Here is a 19864-nt window from a genome sequence, read left to right on the forward strand (position 1 = left end):
GCGGCAAACAATGGCATTTGAAGGATTAGCCGACCGACTGCAAAAGACGATTTCAAAAATCCGCGGAAAAGGAAAAGTCAGCGAACAAGACGTAAAAGAGATGATGCGTGAAGTTCGTCTTGCGCTTCTTGAGGCTGACGTTAACTTTAAAGTCGTAAAGGATTTTGTGAAAAAAGTAAGTGAACGGGCTGTCGGACAGGACGTTATGCAGAGTCTGACACCCGGTCAGCAGGTTATTAAAGTCGTAAAAGAAGAGCTTACCGAGCTGATGGGCGGCGAAGAAAGCAAAATTGCCGTCGCCAAACGCCCGCCGACCGTTATTATGATGGTCGGGCTCCAAGGTGCCGGTAAAACGACAACCACGGGGAAGCTTGCCAACCTGCTGCGCAAAAAACATAACCGCAAACCGCTGCTCGTGGCTGCGGATATTTACCGCCCCGCCGCGATTAAACAGCTGGAAACCCTGGGGAAACAGCTTGATATGCCGGTCTTTTCGCTTGGCGATCAGGTCAGCCCGGTGGAAATTGCCAGACAGGCGATTGAAAAAGCGAAGGAAGAGCATCATGATTATGTGATTTTAGACACCGCCGGACGGCTGCACATCGATCATGAACTGATGGATGAGCTCTCCGGCGTAAAGGAAGTCGCAAATCCTGAGGAAATTTTCCTTGTCGTCGACTCAATGACCGGTCAGGATGCGGTAAACGTCGCCAAAAGCTTTAATGACCAGCTCGGTTTAACGGGTGTCATTTTAACAAAGCTTGACGGGGATACCCGCGGAGGTGCGGCGCTTTCTATCCGCGCGGTCACCGAAACGCCGATTAAATTCGCCGGAATGGGAGAAAAGCTCGATGCTCTTGAAGCGTTCCATCCTGAACGGATGGCATCCCGGATTCTCGGAATGGGTGACGTGCTGACCTTGATTGAAAAAGCTCAGGCGACTGTTGATGAAGACAAAGCCAAAGAGCTTGAGCAGAAAATGAGAACGATGAGCTTCACATTGGATGATTTTCTGGAGCAGCTCGGCCAGGTCCGAAACATGGGGCCTCTTGACGAACTGCTGCAAATGATGCCCGGCGCAGGCAAAATGAAAGGCTTAAAAAACATCCAAGTCGATGAAAAACAGCTGAATCATGTGGAAGCGATCATTAAATCAATGACTGTTCTTGAAAAAGAACAGCCGGATGTCATTAACGCCAGCCGGCGGAAGCGGATTGCCAAAGGAAGCGGAACATCCGTTCAGGAAGTCAACCGTCTTTTAAAGCAGTTTGAGGAAATGAAAAAAATGATGAAGCAGATGACCAACATGACAAAAGGGAAGAAAAAAGGCTTTAAATTACCTTTTATGTAATCGGTTATACATGATAAAACCGTTGTTAAGAAAAAACACTTTACAAACACTTTTATCATTGTTAATATACTATCTTGTTGAAATATTTTCGGAGGTGCTAGTAAAATGGCAGTAAAAATTCGTTTAAAACGTATGGGAGCAAAAAAATCTCCTTTCTATCGTATTGTTGTAGCAGATTCTCGTTCACCGCGTGACGGCCGTTTCATCGAAACAGTCGGCACATACAACCCGGTTGCAAAGCCGGCTGAAGTGAAAATCAACGAAGAGCTTGCTCTTAAATGGCTTCAAACAGGAGCTAAACCTTCTGATACAGTCCGCAACTTGTTCTCAAGCCAAGGAATTATGGAAAAATTCCACAACGCTAAACAAGGCAAGTAATGACTGATCAGAACTTGGAAGATTTGATTGTCAGCATTGTGGCTCCGCTTGTCGACCATCCGGAAGACATAACGGTCACAAAGGAAGAGACTGATCAAAAGATTGCGCTGCGCTTATCTGTCAATAAGTCAGATACCGGTAAGATTATCGGAAAGCAAGGCCGGACTGCAAGAGCGATTCGAACCGTCGTTTTTGCAGCTGGCGCACAGTCTTCTAAGAAAGTTCAATTTGAAATATTTGACTGAAAAAGGGAGAGGGCCGGCACCTCCCCTTTTTTTACACGTAAAAAAGGCAAATGAACAGAAATATGTTGGAAGAGTGGGGAGTCTGGTCCTATGCAGATTATTCACAGGGTAACCGTTATGCAGGTTCTGACCGAGCAAAGCAAGGAAAAGCTTTTGGCCTCTTTTGCAGAAAAAAAGCAAACGCTTGAACGAGAATGCAGCCAGCTCTATTTTCAGCTTAGAAAACATGAAAAAGATCAGCAGAATCCCGATGTAGCGGAATCTTTTAAAAAAGCCATTGAGAAAAGACAAGACAAAATCAAAATGATCGATTTCCAAATAAGCCAGACAGAGTCGCTCCCGCTTGGAAGCGAAGTGAAGGAAAAGGAGATCGATGCGCTGCTTTCAATCAATGTCGGTGATAACTGGCATGAAAAAACAGCGGCAAATACCATCGTCATAAAAGACGGGGTAGTAATTGAAATCCGCCCGAGGTGATAATATGACAAACAGATGGTTTAATGTAGGCAAAATTGTAAATACCCACGGCATTAAAGGCGAAGTGCGGGTCATTTCTAAAACGGACTTTGCCGAAGAACGGTACAAGCCCGGCAATACGCTCTATTTGTTTGCGGAAGGGGCTGCGGAGCCAATCAAAGTAACGGTAAGCGCCCACAGGCTTCACAAGCAGTTTCACCTGCTGCAATTCAAAGAAATGCCGAGTCTCAATGAAGTCGAACACCTAAGAAACATGGTGATCAAAGTCCCTGAAGAAGACTTGGGAGAGCTTGAAGAAGATGAATTTTATTTTCATGAGATCATCGGCTGCGAGGTTGTGTCAGAAGACGGGGAACTGATCGGCACAGTGAAGGAAATCTTGACGCCAGGGGCTAATGACGTATGGGTGGTTGCAAGAAAAGGCAAAAAAGATGCGCTCATTCCGTATATTGCTTCTGTGGTAAAGGATATTAATATAAATGAGAAGAAAATTAAGATTCATGTAATGGAAGGGTTAATAGACGAATGAAAATCGACTTTTTAACACTGTTTCCCGAAATGTTTCAAGGGGTGCTCGGCTCCTCCATTCTGCAAAAAGCACAGGAAAAAGAGGCTGTCCGTTTTGACGTCATCAATTTCCGGGCTTTTTCGGATAATAAACACCAAACGGTTGATGATTACCCGTACGGCGGGGGAGCCGGGATGGTGTTAAAGCCGCAGCCTGTATTTGATGCGGTTGAAAAGCTGACAGCCGGTACGGACGCCAAGCCGCGCATTATTCTCGTCTGCCCGCAAGGTGAGCGTTATACGCAGAAGAAAGCCGAGGAGCTGGCACAAGAGGAACATCTCATGTTTATTTGCGGACATTATGAAGGGTATGATGAACGGATCCGGGAACATCTTGTCACTGATGAAATCTCCATCGGGGATTTTGTGCTGACCGGGGGAGAGCTCCCTGCCATGATGATTGCCGACAGCGTTGTCAGGCTTTTGCCGGGCGTCCTCGGAAAAGAAGCATCCCACGTGGAGGATTCCTTCAGCACGGGGCTTTTAGAGCATCCGCACTATACGAGGCCTGCAGATTATAGAGGCTTAAAAGTGCCTGAGACCCTTTTGTCGGGCAACCATGCCAAAATACAAGAATGGCGCAATAAAGAATCAATCAGAAGAACCTTTTTAAGACGTCCCGATCTTCTTGAAAACTATCCTCTCACTGATGAGCAAAGAAAATGGATTTCCGAGTGGGAAAACGAATAGATTCTATTGCGCAGGCGATGAAGATATGATAAGATACTACTTGTGGCTTAAGGAGGCTTATCCTTCAGAAGCTTGAAAACGATGTTCCGCTGTGCCTTGCAGTTGTGGCCAAGAGCATCTGTTGGAAGGAGTTGAAAACGATGCAAAAACTAATTCAAGATATCACAAAAGAACAGCTTCGCACTGATCTTCCTGCGTTCCGTCCTGGTGACACTTTACGTGTACACGTAAAAGTTGTTGAGGGTAACCGTGAGCGTATCCAGATCTTCGAAGGTGTTGTGATCAAGCGTCGTGGTGGTGGAATCAGCGAAACGTTCACAGTTCGTAAGATTTCTTACGGTGTTGGCGTTGAACGTACATTCCCTGTACACACACCAAAAATCGCGAAAATCGAAGTTGTACGTTACGGTAAAGTACGTCGCGCTAAGCTTTACTACCTGCGTGAACTTCGCGGAAAAGCGGCTCGTATTAAAGAAATCAGACGATAATGATAACGAACGAAAAGAGCTTGTTACCCGTAACAGGCTCTTTTTTTATATGAAATTTGTAAAAGCAGAACAAGCAACGTAAAATACATAAGAGATCATCGGAACATCCGGTTCCGGTAAATAAGGCAGGTGTCGAAGTCACATGACCATTCAATGGTTCCCAGGCCATATGGCTAAAGCGAGACGGGAAGTAACAGAAAAACTGAAATTAATTGATATCGTATACGAATTGGTGGATGCGAGAATCCCGATGTCATCGAGAAATCCGATGATTGAGGAGATTTTAAAAAATAAGCCGCGCATTATGCTTTTAAATAAAGCCGATAAGGCGGATGCGGCTGTGACTGCCCAGTGGAAGGACCACTTTCAGGAACAGGGCATTCCCTCTCTTTCAATAAACTCCGTTAACGGGCAGGGACTGCATCAAATCGTGCCGTCCTCAAAAGAGCTGCTGAAAGATAAGTTCGATAAAATGAAAGCAAAAGGTGTTAGGCCAAGAGCAATCCGCGCATTAATCATCGGCATTCCGAATGTCGGCAAGTCTACGCTCATTAACCGGCTGGCCAAAAAAAACATTGCCAAGACGGGAGACAGGCCCGGCATTACCACTTCACAGCAGTGGGTAAAGGTAGGCAAGGAATTAGAGCTGCTCGATACACCGGGAATTTTATGGCCTAAATTTGAAGATGAGCTTGTCGGCTTGCGTCTGGCGATCACCGGGGCGATTAAAGATACGATTATCAACCTGCAGGATGTGGCCGTCTTCGGGCTGCGCTTTCTGGAAGAGCATTATCCCGACCGCTTGAAGGAGCGCTACGGACTTCAGGAAATCCCTGAGGATATCGCCGCTCTTTTCGACGCGATCGGTGAAAAACGCGGCTGTTTGATGGGCGGCGGAATGGTTGACTATGATAAAACAACGGAAGTCATCATTCGGGACATCCGGACGGAAAAATTCGGCAGGCTTTCATTTGAAACACCATCAGAATAAAGACGCGCAGCGATGCGGGTCTTTATTTTTTCCGCAGAATACCGATATACATAATGTAAGGGAGAAGAGAACGTGAATACATTAACCGTAAAAAGCGTAAAAGAACGCCTGCAAGAGGTCAGGGACGAAAGCGACCCCTTCCTTGCCCAATGTGAGAAAGACCCGAGAAAAAGCGTACAGACGCTTTTAGAGCAATGGCTGAAAAAGCACGCGAAGGAAAAAGCTCTTAAAGAGCAATGGCTGAACATGACGGCATACGAAAGACTGTCATCCAAAAAGGGCTTCCGCCTGATTGCGGGTGTTGACGAAGCCGGAAGAGGGCCGCTTGCCGGACCGGTTGTCGCCGGCGCCGTCATTTTGCCGGCAGAATGCGAGATTCTCGGTCTCACGGACTCGAAGAAATTGTCTGAAAAGAAGCTCGAGGAGTATTACAGCCGGATCACGGAAGAAGCGGCGGCTGTAGGAGTCGGCATTGTCCATGCGGACGTCATTGACCGGATCAACATTTATGAGGCCGCGAGACTGGCGATGGTAAAAGCCGTCAATGCTTTAACGGAAACACCTGATTATCTGCTTGTTGATGCCATGACCCTTCCGCTTGACATTCCGCAGTCATCAGTTATAAAAGGGGATGCCAAAAGCGTGTCAATTGCCGCCGGAGCCTGCATCGCAAAAGTAACGCGGGACCGTCTCATGGCTGAGTACGCCAAAACCTACCCCCTGTACGGCTTTGAAAAAAATAAAGGCTACGGAACGAAAGAACATCTTGAAGCTCTTCAGGCATACGGACCGACAACTATTCACCGAAAAACGTTCGCTCCCGTTCAATCTTATTGTTAGAAAAGAGGCTTAAGACATGAACATAAGCGGCGAAATCCAAGCGGCTTTCAGACAGCTGACGGCGGAAATCCCTCCGGACCGGCAAGACGGCGGTAAAGACAGCGGCGCTCAAAGGCTGCTGTTAGGGAAGGTTCTCCGTTTGCTGGACGATCAAAGCGCTCTTATCCAAATCGGCGGCCGGACGATGCAGGGAAAACTTGAAACCCCCCTTCGTCCGCAGGCGTATTACTGGTTTTCTTATGACAAACAGCCGGCGGAAAAAACGGGCCGGCTTCATGTAATTGACCAATTCGAAGGAAGCCCGAAAACCGTTCAGGAAGCGGCGGGAAGACTGTTAAACGCTCTTTCTGTCAAACCAGGCCCTGTGTCTCTGCAGATTGCCGAAACGTTTATGCAGCAGAAGCTGCCGATGACGGAAAACAGCCTCAAAGCTTGCATCCGCTGGGCTGAATCGTTTCCGGCCGCCGAATTGAAAAAAGCGGCGGAAACAATCGTATTTGCGCTGAAACGGGAACTGCCCGCACATCCGGAAGTCTTGTCAGCCATTCATGCTGTTAAATATCCGGTTCCGACCCGGCGTCTCCTCTCAGGACTGCTTCAGGCAATCAATCAGGCTCCGCAATCGGCAAAAGAGCTGTCTGTGCTCAAAGAGGCGGTTTCTGACGTGTTAAACGCGGAAACGGATCTTCATGCAGAACGTCTCCTGAAGAAGCTTGCCGAGGCTGCACGCATGCCGCTCTCAGAAACCGGGCTGATGGATGAAGGAGAACGGACGGAATCAAAACAATCACCATTTGTCCGAGAGACTCGTGAAAACGGAAAGGCAGTCTCAAGCCAGCCTTCTCCTCCGAGTGCACGCACACATCCGGAACTGCCTGAAAAAACGGCAAAACAGATTATAGAGAAATTAATGACATCGGCAGAAAAAACTGAAAACCGTCCCGTAAAAGTAACGGCGGAGATCATTAAGGCTTTCATTTCTCAAGAAAAAACATTTAAAACAGCACCTGTTCTTCAAAACGCACATCTGACAGAACAGGAGGCGGCTGTTTTTGAAAAAGCCGCTCAGCTCACCGAATTGAAATATGCAGAAAAACATGATGTATTAAGCCTTTTGCAGAAAATCAAAAAAGGACTGGGCACGCGTGATGAATTATCATTCATTACAGCGCTTGAAAAAGGCGTATCTCCGCAGCCGGAGAAACAAGCGCTGAAAACAGCCCTCCAAGCCGTCCGGACGCTTCAAGAGGCGCCCCAATCCGTTAAACAAGAGGCGGAACCGCTTATTCATAAATTAAACGGCCAGCTGTTTATTGAGCAGCATAATCCTTCTTTTACGCAGATGGTGTTGTCATTTCCGCTGGGAGCGTCCGCGTATGAGAATGACATCACAGTTCTCTTTAAAGGACGGAAGAAGCCGGACGGAAAACTCGACCCGTCACATTGCAGGCTCCTGTTTTTGCTGCATCTTGAAACACTGCAAGAAACCGTTGTGGACTGCATGATTCAGCAAAATGTAATGACCATTACGGTTGAGACTGATTTTGAGCTTCAGGCGGCCATCGACCCTCTCGTACCGGCTTTAAAAGAAGCTGTAAAAGAAACGGGCTTCAGCCTGTCAGGCGTCACGGCTAAAAAACGGCGCCCGAAAGACCAGAGCGCTCTTGTGGAAGAGTTTATAGAAAAAGACGGCGGAAGAAAAGTGGATGTGAAAATATGAAAGAGCAAACGCCGTTAAGAAGAGCTGTCGCCCTGCATTACGACCGGCAGAAAGACCAAGCCCCGAAGGTTGTCGCAACAGGCAGGGGGCACGTGGCGGAAAATATTATAAAAGAAGCTGAGAAGGCTGGGGTCCCCATTCAGGAAGACCGAACCCTTGTCGAATTAATGCGCCATTTGACGGTTGACGATCAGATACCGGAGGCGCTTTATGAAACCGTTGCCGAAATTTTTTCATTTGTTTACAGACTGGACGAAACCCTGAAAAACGAAAAATAAGGACCATTCATTTCCCGGACTCCGTTTAAATTTATATTTTCAATAAAATAAAAGTTAGAATGTTTGGAAGGATATAAAGATTTTGTTTTGAACCCTAGACAATTCTTCCAGTATTATATAGAATGAAAGCGCAGTCTATTTTTAGTTTTGCTACATAAGTTAGGAGGATGGGAAATGAATATCCATGAGTACCAGGGAAAAGAAGTCCTCAGAAAATACGGGGTGTCTGTTCCTGAAGGTAAAGTGGCTTTTACAGCAGAGGAAGCAGTTGAAAAAGCAGAGGGCCTGTCAAGCTCGGTTTATGTCGTAAAGGCGCAAATCCATGCTGGCGGCCGCGGCAAAGCTGGTGGGGTAAAGATTGCAAAAACAAAAGATGAAGTGAAAGAGTATGCCGAAGAACTGTTAGGCAAGACGCTCGTCACACATCAAACGGGTCCGGACGGACAAGTAATAAAACGCTTACTTATTGAAGAAGGCTGCGATATTAAAAAGGAATACTATGTCGGGCTTGTACTTGACCGCGCTACTTCAAGAATCGTTTTAATGGCGTCTGAAGAAGGCGGAACGGAGATTGAAGAAGTAGCGGAAAAAACACCTGAAAAAATTAAAAAAGCGGTAATTGATCCGGCTGTCGGCCTTCAGGGCTATCAGGCAAGGGAAATTGCATTCGCAATTAACATCCCGAAAGAGCTTGTCGGCAAAGCCGCTAAATTTATGCTCGGTTTATATAAAGCATTTGTTGAGAAGGACTGCTCCATCGCCGAGATCAACCCTCTCGTCGTTACGGGGGACGGAAACGTCATGGCGCTGGATGCTAAGCTGAACTTCGACAGCAATGCGTTATACAGACAAAAAGACATTATGGAATACAGAGATTTAGATGAAGAAGATCCGAAAGAAATCGAAGCGTCAAAATACGATTTAAGCTACATTTCCCTTGATGGAAATATCGGCTGCATGGTAAACGGCGCGGGTCTTGCAATGTCTACAATGGATATCATTAAACACTACGGCGGAGAACCTGCAAACTTCCTTGATGTCGGGGGCGGCGCAACCGCAGAAAAAGTTACGGAAGCTTTTAAAATCATTCTTTCCGATCAAAACGTAAAAGGAATTTTCGTCAATATTTTCGGAGGCATCATGAAGTGTGATGTCATCGCCGAGGGCGTTGTTGAAGCGACGAGACAAGTCGGATTGACATTGCCGCTGGTCGTGCGCCTTGAAGGGACAAACGTAGATTTAGGAAAGAAAATCCTGAATGAATCAGGCTTAAACATCACATCTGCGGAATCAATGGCAGACGGCGCACAGAAAATAGTATCCTTAGTTTAGGAAAGAATGAAAGGCAGGGGACCAGATAATGAGTGTTTTTATCAATAAAGATACAAGAGTTATTGTACAGGGGATTACAGGTTCTACCGCTTTATTTCATACAAAGCAGATGCTGGAATACGGCACGAATATCGTTGGCGGTGTAACACCTGGAAAAGGCGGAACGGAAGCGGAAGGCGTACCGGTATTCAATACGGTCGCAGAAGCGGTTCATACAACGGGCGCAGATGCGTCAGTTATTTACGTGCCGGCTCCGTTTGCGGCGGACGCAATTATGGAAGCGGTTGACGCGGAAATTGATCTTGTCATTTGTATCACTGAGCACATTCCGGTTTTGGACATGGTGAAAGTGAAGCGCTTTATGGAAGGCAAGAAAACGAGATTAATAGGGCCGAACTGCCCTGGTGTTATTACACCTGAAGAATGCAAGATCGGCATTATGCCGGGATACATTCATAAAAAGGGTCATGTAGGCGTTGTGTCCCGTTCAGGAACATTGACATACGAGGCCGTCCATCAGCTTTCAGAAGCCGGCGTAGGCCAATCTACCGCTGTAGGGATCGGCGGCGATCCGGTCAACGGCACGAACTTTATTGACGTGTTAAAAGCGTTCAATGAAGATCCTGAAACACATGCCGTCATCATGATCGGAGAAATCGGCGGAACAGCTGAAGAAGAAGCGGCTGAGTGGGTGAAAGCGAACATGACGAAGCCTGTTGTCGGCTTTATCGGCGGTAAAACCGCGCCTCCGGGAAAACGCATGGGCCATGCGGGCGCCATCATCTCCGGAGGAAAAGGCACGGCAGAAGAAAAAGTCAAAACGATGAACGCCTGCGGAATTGAAGTCGCGGAAACCCCTTCTGTAATGGGTGAAACGCTGATTAAGGTGTTAAAAGAAAAAGGCTTGTTTGAAACGTGCAAAACTCACTGATCGAAGCAGGGGCAGCCGTAACGGCTGTTCCTGTTTTTGCTGAAAAAAAGAGGAGGTTTCCAGATTTGGATCAAGCATCGCGCTGTTTAATGGTCTGCAGTATTAATCAAATCATCTCCCCGTCTCTTCTATTAAAATGGTGGAAAGCTGATCATTCTCTGTCTTTTTTACCGGATCCGCATCCATTAACTGTTTTATCAGAAGGGAAAACAGCCCCGGAAGCAATTTTTCGGGAAATAGAGCGCAAGGATCCGGAACTTGATGAAGTTCTGTCCGATTACCGCCGCGAAGGCATTACTGCCATTCCGATTTCATCAAGCCGCTATCCAACATGGCTTAAAGCGATTTATGATCCGCCGGCTGTCTTGTATGCAAAAGGGAACCCGCTGCTTCTTGAAAAAGGCAGAAAAATCGGGATTGTAGGAACGCGGAAACCGACGGAAGACGGAATAAAAGCGGTTGGGCATCTTTCCGCCGAACTCTCAAAAAAAGGCTGGGTCATTGTAAGCGGGCTTGCATCCGGTATAGACGGATTGTCTCATAAGGCGAGCATCAGGGCAAAAGGGCTTACGATCGGCGTGATAGCGGGCGGATTCCATCACATCTATCCCCGGGAAAATCTCCTGTTAGCAGAATACATGGCTGAACACCATCTCCTACTCTCAGAACATCCTCCTGAAACAAAGCCGAAAAAATGGCACTTTCCGATGAGAAACCGCATAATCAGCGGATTAAGTGAAGGAATTGTGGTCGTGCAGGGAAAAGAAAAAAGCGGTTCATTAATCACAGCTTACCAGGCTCTCGATCAAGGCAGAGAGGTATTTGCCGTTCCGGGTTCCATATTTAATCCATATTCCGGAGGACCTATAAAACTCATTCAAGAAGGGGCGAAAGCTGTATTATGCGCAGAGGATATTGACGGAGAGCTGACCGCCCGATGCGTTCAGTATACGGAACCCTTTTGAAATATCGTTTGACAAACGGTATTGTAATATTTAATAATAGTGAGGATTTAAAGTTGCACATTATTTTCATGTATAAAATGACGTTCATCATAAAGAATGAAATGTTGAAAGCCATAAAAAGGCAGCTCTAAAATGAATTGATACTTGAAAAGAGAGAGAACACCTCTTGAGGGGGATGAAAATGTCTGATTATCTAGTCATCGTGGAATCGCCGGCAAAGGCGAAAACGATTGAACGTTATTTAGGGAAGAAATATAAAGTCAAAGCTTCAATGGGACATGTCCGGGATCTTCCGAAAAGTCAAATGGGAGTTGACATCGAACAGAACTTTGAACCGAAATATATTACGATCCGCGGAAAAGGCCCTGTTTTAAAAGAATTAAAAACAGCGGCAAAGAAAGCAAAAAAAGTCTATCTCGCGGCCGACCCCGACAGAGAAGGGGAAGCGATTGCATGGCATCTCGCACACAGTCTTGATCTGGATCTCAGCTCGGACTGCCGGGTCGTCTTTAATGAAATAACGAAAGACGCCATTAAAGAATCATTTAAACATCCGCGCATGATTAATATGGATCTTGTCGATGCGCAGCAGGCGCGCCGCATACTAGACAGACTCGTCGGATACAAAATCAGCCCGATTCTTTGGAAAAAAGTAAAAAAAGGCCTCAGTGCGGGCCGTGTGCAATCCGTTGCACTCCGGCTGATCATCGACCGGGAAAAGGAAATCAACGACTTTAAACCTGAAGAGTACTGGACGATTACCGGCTCATTTTTAAAGGGAAAAGAGACGTTTGAAGCCGGATTTTTCGGAAAAAACGGCAAAAAGCTTCCTTTAAAAAGCGAAGAAGACGTAAAAGCCATCCTTGCTCAGCTGAAAGGTAATAAGTATACAGTTGACAAGGTTACGAAAAAAGAGCGCAAACGAAATCCCGCTCTGCCGTTTACAACGTCCACTCTGCAGCAGGAGGCTGCAAGAAAGCTGAATTTCAGAGCGAAGAAAACGATGATGATCGCGCAGCAATTATATGAAGGAATTGATCTCGGCAAAGAAGGGACAGTCGGGCTCATCACGTATATGAGAACGGACTCAACGCGGATTTCCAATACAGCCGTTGAAGAAGCGTCAGCTTTTATTGATCAGGCGTACGGAAAAGAGTACTTAGCGGGAAAACGGAAACCGGCAAAGAAAAATGAAAACGCACAAGATGCCCACGAAGCGATCCGCCCGACTTCGGTGCTCAGAAAACCTGCCGACTTAAAAGCGGTGCTTGGAAGAGACCAGCTCAGATTATACAAGCTGATTTGGGAGCGCTTTGTTGCAAGCCAGATGGCCCCTGCCGTCCTTGATACGATGAGCGTCGATCTCAGCAATAACGGATTGACATTCCGGGCAAACGGAAGTAAAGTCAAATTCGCCGGCTTCATGAAAGTCTATGTAGAGGGTAAAGACGATCAGCTGGAAGAAAAAGACCGCATGCTTCCGGACCTTAAAGAGGGAGACACGGTTTTATCGAAAGATATTGAGCCTGAGCAGCACTTTACTCAGCCGCCTCCGCGTTATACAGAGGCGCGCCTGGTTAAAACGCTTGAAGAACTGGGGATCGGCCGTCCTTCGACATATGCGCCGACTCTTGACACCATCCAGCGCCGCGGTTACGTGGGATTAGACAATAAACGGTTTGTGCCGACTGAGCTTGGGCAGATCGTGCTGGATCTTATCATGGAGTTTTTCCCGGAAATCATTAACGTTGAATTCACGGCTAAAATGGAAAGAGACCTTGACCATGTTGAAGATGGCCAGACAGAATGGGTTCAAATCATTGACAGCTTCTATACCGATTTCGAAAAACGCGTGAAAAAAGCGGAAGCCGAAATGAAAGAAGTGGAAATTGAACCTGAATACGCCGATGAAGATTGTGAGTTATGCGGCTCCCGGATGGTTTATAAAATGGGCCGATACGGCAAATTTATGGCGTGCTCCAATTTCCCTGACTGCCGGAATACAAAACCGATTGTCAAACAAATCGGCGTAAAATGCCCTAAGTGCCATGAAGGAAACATTGTCGAACGAAAATCAAAAAAGAAACGCATCTTTTACGGCTGTGACCGTTATCCTGAATGTGACTTCGTATCTTGGGACAAACCGATTGAACGAAAATGCCCGAAATGTGAAAATATGCTCGTAGAGAAAAAGCTTAAAAAAGGCATACAAGTCCAATGCGTCGAATGCGATTATAAGGAAGAACCACAGAAGTAGCGGTGAGCAGAGCCTTGCTCACCTTCTTTGTGTGGAAGGGACAAACAACAGGAGATGAAAAGAAATGAACCAGCAAACAGTTAATGTAATCGGAGCAGGCCTTGCCGGAAGTGAAGCGGCATGGCAGCTTGCAAAACGAGGAATTCAAGTGAAACTATATGAAATGCGGCCCGTCAGGCAGACGGCAGCCCATCATACTGATAAATTCGCCGAACTGGTATGCAGCAACTCCCTCCGTTCAAATACACTCGCCAATGCGGTAGGCGTATTAAAAGAAGAAATGCGGGCCCTTGACTCGGCAATCATTCAATCTGCTGATAAATGCTCGGTTCCGGCCGGGGGAGCGCTTGCCGTTGACCGTCATGAATTTGCGCAAAGCGTGACGGATCTCGTGAAAAACCATCCGAACGTAACGGTTCTTACTGAGGAAGTAACAGAGATTCCGGAAGGCCCGACTGTTATCGCGACCGGACCGCTTACGTCAGAATCGCTTTCACAGCAGCTGAAAGAGCTCACGGGAGAAGAGTATCTGTATTTTTATGACGCGGCGGCGCCGATTGTCGAAAAAGACAGCCTCGATATGGAGAAAGTGTACTTAAAATCCCGTTATGACAAGGGAGAAGCGGCGTACTTAAACTGCCCGATGACAGAGGAAGAGTTCGACCGTTTCTATGAAGCATTGACGACGGCTGAGACGGTACCTTTAAAAGAATTCGAGAAAGAAATCTTCTTTGAAGGCTGCATGCCGATTGAAGTCATGGCGAAAAGAGGCAAGAAAACAATGCTGTTCGGACCGATGAAACCGGTCGGACTGGAAGATCCGAAAACAGGCAAGCGCCCTTATGCAGTCGTTCAGCTCAGACAGGATGATGCGGCGGGAACGCTTTATAATATTGTAGGTTTTCAGACACATTTAAAATGGGGAGACCAAAAAGAAGTGCTTAAACTGATCCCCGGTCTTGAAAATGTTGATATCGTCAGATACGGCGTCATGCACAGAAACACATTTATCAACTCGCCGAGCCTTTTGAATCCGACATATCAATTTAAACAGCGGAACGATCTGTTTTTCGCGGGCCAAATGACCGGCGTAGAGGGTTATGTTGAATCTGCCGCTTCAGGTCTTGTAGCGGGAATCAATGCCGCCAAACTTGTGCTCGGTCAGGATCTTGTGACATTCCCGCAGGAGACGGCGATAGGAAGCATGGCTCACTACATTACGACGACAAATCAGAAGAACTTCCAGCCGATGAATGCAAACTTCGGCCTCTTAAAAGAATTGCCTGTAAGAATTAAAAACAAAAAAGAACGAAATGAAGAATACGCTAAACGCGCAATTGAGACTATTCAAACTATTTCGAAAACGATATAGCTTTTCATTGCAACTTCGATGCATTATATGATACCATTTAAAAGCCCTTCGGAGAGGGAGGTCTTCATAATGACTGAGAATGTTAACTTTTTTTTAAAGTTATTCGTTGAATATTTACAAATTGAAAAAAATTATTCACAATATACTATTGTGAATTATGTTAATTCGATTGAAGAATTTGGGATGTTTCTGCATGCTCAAAATATAAATGGAATGAAAGAAGCTGCATATCATGATGTGAGAATATTTTTGACAGAGGCTTATGAAAAAGGCCTGTCAAGAAAAACAATCAGCAAGAAAATTTCAGCTTTGAGAAGCTTCTATAAATTTTTAATGAGGGAAAAGCTTGTTGAAGAGAATCCGTTTCAGCTTGTTCATCTGCCGAAACAAGAGAAACGGATTCCGAAGTTTCTTTATGAAAAAGAACTTGAGGAACTATTCGCTGTTTCAGACAGAAGTCAGCCGTCAGGGATGCGCGATCAGGCCCTGCTTGAGCTTCTTTATGCGACCGGAATGAGGGTCAGTGAGTGCTGTACGCTCACTGTCAGCGATCTTGACCTGTTCATGGATACGGTGCTCGTTCACGGGAAAGGCAAGAAGCAGCGCTATATCCCGTTCGGCTCATATGCCCGTGATGCGCTGGAGCTGTATATCAACAGCGGAAGGCAGTGCCTGCTTGAAAAAGCAAAGGAGCCTCATGATGTGCTGTTTGTCAATCAAAGAGGCGGCCCGCTGACCGCCAGAGGAATCCGGTATATTTTAAGCGGGCTTGTAAAAAAAGCATCCGGCACTTTACATATACACCCGCATATGCTTCGGCACACGTTTGCGACTCATCTGCTGAATGAAGGGGCTGATTTAAGAAGCGTCCAGGAGCTTTTGGGCCATTCCAATCTGTCTTCTACGCAGATTTACACGCATGTATCGAAGGAAATGCTGAGAAACACATATATGTCCCACCACCCGAGAGCTTTTAAAGAAAATTAAAAGGAGGCCCTTCTCATGTCATCTTTTCATGCGACAACGATTTTTGCCGTCCAGCATAACGGGAAAAGCGCTATGTCAGGAGACGGCCAGGTCACATTCGGTCAGGCTGTAGTCATGAAACATACTGCAAGAAAAGTGAGAAAGCTGTTTAACGGAAAGGTTCTGGCCGGATTTGCGGGATCTGTTGCGGACGCTTTCACACTTTTTGAAATGTTTGAGGCGAAGCTTGAAGAATACAACGGCAATTTAAAACGTGCGTCGGTTGAGCTTGCGAAAGAATGGCGCAGCGATAAAGTGCTGCGCAAGCTGGAAGCCATGCTGATTGTCATGAACCAGGATACCTTGCTTCTCGTATCGGGAACAGGTGAAGTGATTGAGCCGGATGACGGCATTTTGGCAATCGGCTCCGGCGGAAACTACGCCCTGTCAGCAGGAAGAGCGCTGAAAACCTATGCCGGAGAGAATCTGTCCGCCAAAGATATTGCAAAAGCCGCTTTGAAAATCGCGGGCGAGATTTGTGTGTACACAAACGATCAGATCATTTTGGAAGAACTTGAATAGAAAGGACTTGAGGCGCATGGAAAACAAACCGTTAACACCGAGACAAATCGTAGATCGGTTGGATCAATACATTGTAGGACAGCAGGATGCGAAAAAAGCTGTCGCCGTGGCATTAAGAAACCGCTATCGCAGAAGTCTTCTTGATGAAAAACTGAGAGACGAGATCGTTCCCAAAAACATCCTGATGATGGGCCCGACCGGGGTGGGGAAAACAGAGATCGCCAGACGGATCGCCAAGCTTACCGGTGCGCCATTTATAAAAATTGAAGCGACAAAATTTACAGAAGTCGGCTATGTAGGCAGAGATGTCGAATCAATGGTCAGAGACCTCGTTGAGACATCCGTGCGGCTCATTAAAGAAGAAAAAATCAGCGAAGTGAAAGAACAGGCTGAAGAAAATGCAAACAAACGTATAGTGCGGCTTCTCGTTCCGGGAAAGAAAAAACAAGCGGGTGTGAAAAATCCGTTTGAAATGCTTTTCGGAGGAAACCAGGCGGCAAATGATGATGAAGCCGACCAGCAGGAAGAAGCAAGCCTTGAAGAGAAAAGAAAGCGCATGGCGCATCAGCTCGCATTGGGAGAGCTCGAAGACCATTACGTCTCCGTAGAGGTGGAAGAGCAGCAGCCGTCGATGTTTGACATGCTGCAAGGCTCCGGGATGGAGCAGATGGGCATGAATATGCAGGATGCGCTGAGCAATCTGGTGCCAAAAAAGAAAAAACGCCGCAAAATGACGGTCAGAGAAGCAAGGAAGGTTCTGACCAATGAAGAGGCAGGCAAATTAATCGATATGGATGAAGTCGGCCAAGAGGCCGTGTTAAGAGCTGAAGAGGGCGGCATTATCTTTATTGACGAAATAGATAAAATCGCAAAAAACGGAGGGGCTTCTTCCTCAGCAGATGTATCGAGAGAAGGCGTTCAAAGAGATATCCTTCCGATTGTCGAAGGATCTACCGTCGTCACGAAATACGGCTCCGTCAAAACAGATCACGTGCTGTTTATCGCAGCCGGGGCATTCCATATGGCCAAACCGTCTGATCTGATTCCGGAGCTGCAGGGCCGCTTTCCGATTCGTGTAGAATTGAGCAAGCTGACGGTAGATGATTTTGTGAAGATTCTCGTCGAACCCGATAACGCGCTGTTAAAACAATATCAGGCTTTATTGCAGACAGAAGGTATATCTCTTGAATTTTCTGACGAAGCTATTCGTAAGATCGCCGAAGTGGCTTATCATGTGAATCAGGATACGGACAACATCGGAGCGAGAAGGCTTCACACGATATTGGAACGTCTCTTGGAAGACCTGTCGTTTGAAGCGCCGGACGTAACGATGGAAAAAGTCGCTATCACGCCGCAATACGTTGAAGAAAAGCTCGGAACGATTGCAAACAACAAAGATCTAAGTCAATTTATATTGTGAAAATTTAATAAGAGGAATTCTAGGAGGATTATTTATCATGGCTTTACTACAAAAAACACGAATTATTAACAGCATGCTGCAGGCTGCGGCAGGCAAACCCGTAAACTTTAAAGAAATGGCTGAAACGCTTCGTGACGTCATTGATTCTAATATTTTCGTCGTCAGCCGCAGAGGAAAGCTTTTGGGCTACTCTATTAATCAGCAGATTGAAAATGACCGCATGAAAAAAATGCTTGAAGACCGCCAGTTCCCGGAAGAGTACACGAGAAATCTGTTCAATGTTCCGGAGACGTCTTCAAACCTTGATATCAACAGCGAATACACGGCGTTTCCTGTAGAAAACAGAGACCTGTTCCAAGCGGGCTTAACAACGATCGTGCCGATCATCGGCGGAGGAGAGAGACTGGGCACGCTCATTCTGTCCCGTCTGCAGGATCAATTTGAAGATGATGATCTCATTCTTGCTGAATACGGAGCAACCGTTGTAGGAATGGAGATTTTAAGAGAAAAAGCGGAAGAAATCGAAGAAGAGGCGCGAAGCAAAGCGGTTGTTCAAATGGCGATCAGTTCTCTGTCTTACAGTGAACTTGAAGCGATTGAGCATATCTTTGAAGAGCTTGACGGAAACGAAGGCTTGCTTGTGGCAAGTAAGATTGCCGACCGTGTCGGCATTACGCGTTCAGTAATCGTTAATGCGCTGAGAAAGCTGGAAAGCGCAGGTGTCATTGAATCCAGATCACTGGGAATGAAGGGGACGTACATTAAAGTTCTGAACAACAAATTCCTTATCGAATTGGAAAACCTTAAATCTCATTAAGACAAAAGCAGGATCCCTAAAAATGGAGGTCCTGCTTTTTTTATGGACAATAGGTGAAAAGTTGCAGTTTAAAGTTGCTTATTGGAATCTGATCTGAGATAATCCATCTTGCTGTGTGAAAATAAGGGGAAGATACAGAAATTCGGCTATTTTCAGTCTTATATTAATCAAATATTTGTAGTCCAAATACTCTAGGACTTTATACCTATGTGTAAAATGGATACAAATGAGTACTTTTTTTTAGCCTAACTTCATAGACTTTAAGCCTGTTATTTCTTACAATAAGCATATGGTTTTACAATTCTCGACAAGGATTTTTAGGAGAAAAATATCTGAAATGGAGGTAAGTGGATTTGGACTTATTTTCTGGAACTATACAAAATCTTGAGAATGCCTTGGGGAGAGCGGACATTAAGCAAAAAGTCTTAACTAATAACATCGCCAATATAGATACACCGAACTATAAGGCAAAAAAAGTCTCTTTCCGAAATTTGTTAGATCAGGAAACATCCAATCTTGAGGCGGTAAAAACCGACTATCGGCACGTTGACTTTACGGGTTCAGGGGACGATTATTCTATCGTGTCCGGCAGTGATACATCGTACCAGCAAAACGGAAACAATGTCGATATCGACAAAGAAATGACAGATTTAGCCGAAAACCAAATTAATTATCAGGCTTTGGTTGAAAGAATGAGCGGCAAATTCAATTCTCTGAAAACCGTCTTGACAGGAGGAAAATAATGAGTGGCTTTCAAAGCTTAAATATTTCGGGCTCCGCTTTAACTGCACAGCGTGTCCGGATGGACGTCGTATCGTCCAACCTGGCCAATATGGATACAACGAGAGCGAAGCAGGTAAATGGCGAATGGGTGCCTTACAGAAGAAAGCTGGTATCTCTCCAATCCGGAGGCGAATCATTTTCGTCCCTTTTACATTCCAAGATGAACGGAACAGGAAGCGCGGGAAATGGCGTAAAGGTATCTGGTGTTACGGAAGACCCGTCCGCTTTTAATCTCGTTTATGATCCGGAGAATCCTGATGCGAATAAAGACGGATATGTACAAAAACCAAATGTAGATCCATTAAAAGAAATGGTGGATCTTGTCAGCAGCTCGAGATCATATGAAGCAAACGTAACTGCATTAAACGCCTCCAAAGGCATGCTTTTGAAGGCGTTAGAAATCGGAAAGTAAGG

At 46.0% G+C, this 19864-nt stretch carries 22 protein-coding genes; all 22 read left to right on the top strand.

The genetic code is table 11. The features are described 5' to 3' along the window. Positions 1-10 precede the first annotated feature (10 nt). The 22 genes from ffh (at position 11) to flgC (ending at position 19862) form a co-directional block, all read left to right on the top strand. Positions 11-1351: a signal recognition particle protein gene (ffh, locus tag V7728_RS08870; RefSeq protein ID WP_025284722.1), complete on the top strand. Its 1341-nt coding sequence runs from the start codon at positions 11-13 to the stop codon at positions 1349-1351. Positions 1352-1456: 105 nt separating this feature from the next. Then, complete coding sequence (gene rpsP, locus V7728_RS08875) at positions 1457-1729, top strand: 30S ribosomal protein S16 (protein ID WP_003154296.1); 273 nt, start codon at positions 1457-1459, stop codon at positions 1727-1729. Beyond that, complete coding sequence (locus V7728_RS08880; RefSeq protein WP_007611392.1) at positions 1729-1974, top strand: KH domain-containing protein; 246 nt, start codon at positions 1729-1731, stop codon at positions 1972-1974. The genes rpsP and V7728_RS08880 overlap by 1 nt, the downstream gene beginning before the upstream one ends. 90 nt (positions 1975-2064) lie before the next feature. Continuing rightward, entirely contained in the window at positions 2065-2451 is a 387-nt protein-coding gene (locus V7728_RS08885) for a YlqD family protein (RefSeq protein WP_003154291.1), read from the top strand. A 4-nt stretch (positions 2452-2455) separates the two neighbouring features. Next, positions 2456-2980: a ribosome maturation factor RimM gene (gene rimM / locus V7728_RS08890; RefSeq protein ID WP_003154290.1), complete on the top strand. Its 525-nt coding sequence runs from the start codon at positions 2456-2458 to the stop codon at positions 2978-2980. After that, positions 2977-3708 carry a tRNA (guanosine(37)-N1)-methyltransferase TrmD gene (gene trmD / locus V7728_RS08895; protein WP_060675461.1) on the top strand — a complete coding sequence of 244 codons (732 nt, stop codon included), beginning with the start codon at positions 2977-2979 and terminating at the stop codon, positions 3706-3708. The genes rimM and trmD overlap by 4 nt, the downstream gene beginning before the upstream one ends. A gap of 140 nt (positions 3709-3848) precedes the next feature. Continuing rightward, entirely contained in the window at positions 3849-4196 is a 348-nt protein-coding gene (gene rplS / locus V7728_RS08900; protein WP_003154288.1) for a 50S ribosomal protein L19, read from the top strand. 142 nt (positions 4197-4338) lie between these two features. Continuing rightward, a complete protein-coding gene (gene ylqF, locus V7728_RS08905) occupies positions 4339-5187 on the top strand; it encodes a ribosome biogenesis GTPase YlqF (RefSeq protein WP_007409766.1) in 849 nt (282 codons plus the stop codon). A 72-nt stretch (positions 5188-5259) separates the two neighbouring features. Then, complete coding sequence (locus tag V7728_RS08910) at positions 5260-6027, top strand: ribonuclease HII (protein WP_094032433.1); 768 nt, start codon at positions 5260-5262, stop codon at positions 6025-6027. Positions 6028-6043: 16 nt separating this feature from the next. Continuing rightward, positions 6044-7747: a glycosyl transferase gene (locus tag V7728_RS08915; protein WP_094032434.1), complete on the top strand. Its 1704-nt coding sequence runs from the start codon at positions 6044-6046 to the stop codon at positions 7745-7747. Continuing rightward, the gene (locus V7728_RS08920) at positions 7744-8025 is read left to right on the top strand and encodes a FlhB-like flagellar biosynthesis protein (protein ID WP_007409769.1); all 282 of its coding nucleotides are present in this window, start codon (positions 7744-7746) and stop codon (positions 8023-8025) included. Before V7728_RS08915 ends, V7728_RS08920 begins: the two co-directional genes overlap by 4 nt. A 174-nt stretch (positions 8026-8199) precedes the next feature. Beyond that, positions 8200-9357 (top strand): ADP-forming succinate--CoA ligase subunit beta, encoded by a 1158-nt coding sequence (sucC, locus tag V7728_RS08925; RefSeq protein WP_099566738.1) that lies wholly within the window; start codon positions 8200-8202, stop codon positions 9355-9357. 28 nt (positions 9358-9385) lie between these two features. Beyond that, positions 9386-10288 carry a succinate--CoA ligase subunit alpha gene (gene sucD / locus V7728_RS08930; protein ID WP_003154281.1) on the top strand — a complete coding sequence of 301 codons (903 nt, stop codon included), beginning with the start codon at positions 9386-9388 and terminating at the stop codon, positions 10286-10288. 65 nt (positions 10289-10353) lie between these two features. After that, on the top strand, positions 10354-11253 hold the full coding sequence (gene dprA, locus V7728_RS08935; RefSeq protein WP_043021080.1) for a DNA-processing protein DprA: 900 nt from the start codon (positions 10354-10356) through the stop codon (positions 11251-11253). A gap of 181 nt (positions 11254-11434) precedes the next feature. After that, entirely contained in the window at positions 11435-13510 is a 2076-nt protein-coding gene (topA, locus tag V7728_RS08940; RefSeq protein ID WP_007409771.1) for a type I DNA topoisomerase, read from the top strand. A gap of 64 nt (positions 13511-13574) precedes the next feature. Continuing rightward, complete coding sequence (gene trmFO, locus V7728_RS08945) at positions 13575-14882, top strand: FADH(2)-oxidizing methylenetetrahydrofolate--tRNA-(uracil(54)-C(5))-methyltransferase TrmFO (protein WP_032871468.1); 1308 nt, start codon at positions 13575-13577, stop codon at positions 14880-14882. Between the two features lie 69 nt (positions 14883-14951). After that, entirely contained in the window at positions 14952-15869 is a 918-nt protein-coding gene (xerC, locus tag V7728_RS08950) for a tyrosine recombinase XerC (protein ID WP_032871470.1), read from the top strand. Between the two features lie 15 nt (positions 15870-15884). Then, the gene (gene hslV / locus V7728_RS08955; protein ID WP_003154267.1) at positions 15885-16430 is read left to right on the top strand and encodes an ATP-dependent protease subunit HslV; all 546 of its coding nucleotides are present in this window, start codon (positions 15885-15887) and stop codon (positions 16428-16430) included. Between the two features lie 16 nt (positions 16431-16446). Beyond that, positions 16447-17850, top strand: a complete 1404-nt coding sequence (gene hslU / locus V7728_RS08960; RefSeq protein ID WP_007409775.1) for an HslU--HslV peptidase ATPase subunit — start codon at positions 16447-16449, stop codon at positions 17848-17850. Positions 17851-17887: 37 nt separating this feature from the next. Further along, positions 17888-18667: a GTP-sensing pleiotropic transcriptional regulator CodY gene (gene codY, locus V7728_RS08965; protein WP_003154263.1), complete on the top strand. Its 780-nt coding sequence runs from the start codon at positions 17888-17890 to the stop codon at positions 18665-18667. Positions 18668-19020: 353 nt separating this feature from the next. Then, positions 19021-19410 carry a flagellar basal body rod protein FlgB gene (gene flgB, locus V7728_RS08970; RefSeq protein ID WP_099566739.1) on the top strand — a complete coding sequence of 130 codons (390 nt, stop codon included), beginning with the start codon at positions 19021-19023 and terminating at the stop codon, positions 19408-19410. Continuing rightward, positions 19410-19862 (top strand): flagellar basal body rod protein FlgC, encoded by a 453-nt coding sequence (flgC, locus tag V7728_RS08975; protein WP_015239851.1) that lies wholly within the window; start codon positions 19410-19412, stop codon positions 19860-19862. Before flgB ends, flgC begins: the two co-directional genes overlap by 1 nt. Positions 19863-19864 lie beyond the last annotated feature (2 nt).

The organism is Bacillus sp. JHAA (genome assembly GCF_036961585.1).
Lineage (GTDB): Bacteria > Bacillota > Bacilli > Bacillales > Bacillaceae > Bacillus > Bacillus velezensis.

Coding starts and splice junctions, on each gene's coding strand:
- rpsP (WP_003154296.1), top strand. CDS start 1,457: ATGGCAGTAAAAATTCGTTTAAAACGTATGGGAGCAAAAAAATCTCCT.
- rimM (WP_003154290.1), top strand. CDS start 2,456: ATGACAAACAGATGGTTTAATGTAGGCAAAATTGTAAATACCCACGGC.
- topA (WP_007409771.1), top strand. CDS start 11,435: ATGTCTGATTATCTAGTCATCGTGGAATCGCCGGCAAAGGCGAAAACG.
- sucC (WP_099566738.1), top strand. CDS start 8,200: ATGAATATCCATGAGTACCAGGGAAAAGAAGTCCTCAGAAAATACGGG.
- trmFO (WP_032871468.1), top strand. CDS start 13,575: ATGAACCAGCAAACAGTTAATGTAATCGGAGCAGGCCTTGCCGGAAGT.
- ffh (WP_025284722.1), top strand. CDS start 11: ATGGCATTTGAAGGATTAGCCGACCGACTGCAAAAGACGATTTCAAAA.
- hslV (WP_003154267.1), top strand. CDS start 15,885: ATGTCATCTTTTCATGCGACAACGATTTTTGCCGTCCAGCATAACGGG.
- V7728_RS08880 (WP_007611392.1), top strand. CDS start 1,729: ATGACTGATCAGAACTTGGAAGATTTGATTGTCAGCATTGTGGCTCCG.
- trmD (WP_060675461.1), top strand. CDS start 2,977: ATGAAAATCGACTTTTTAACACTGTTTCCCGAAATGTTTCAAGGGGTG.
- rplS (WP_003154288.1), top strand. CDS start 3,849: ATGCAAAAACTAATTCAAGATATCACAAAAGAACAGCTTCGCACTGAT.
- hslU (WP_007409775.1), top strand. CDS start 16,447: ATGGAAAACAAACCGTTAACACCGAGACAAATCGTAGATCGGTTGGAT.
- flgC (WP_015239851.1), top strand. CDS start 19,410: ATGAGTGGCTTTCAAAGCTTAAATATTTCGGGCTCCGCTTTAACTGCA.
- ylqF (WP_007409766.1), top strand. CDS start 4,339: ATGACCATTCAATGGTTCCCAGGCCATATGGCTAAAGCGAGACGGGAA.
- xerC (WP_032871470.1), top strand. CDS start 14,952: ATGACTGAGAATGTTAACTTTTTTTTAAAGTTATTCGTTGAATATTTA.
- codY (WP_003154263.1), top strand. CDS start 17,888: ATGGCTTTACTACAAAAAACACGAATTATTAACAGCATGCTGCAGGCT.
- V7728_RS08920 (WP_007409769.1), top strand. CDS start 7,744: ATGAAAGAGCAAACGCCGTTAAGAAGAGCTGTCGCCCTGCATTACGAC.
- V7728_RS08885 (WP_003154291.1), top strand. CDS start 2,065: ATGCAGATTATTCACAGGGTAACCGTTATGCAGGTTCTGACCGAGCAA.
- V7728_RS08915 (WP_094032434.1), top strand. CDS start 6,044: ATGAACATAAGCGGCGAAATCCAAGCGGCTTTCAGACAGCTGACGGCG.
- sucD (WP_003154281.1), top strand. CDS start 9,386: ATGAGTGTTTTTATCAATAAAGATACAAGAGTTATTGTACAGGGGATT.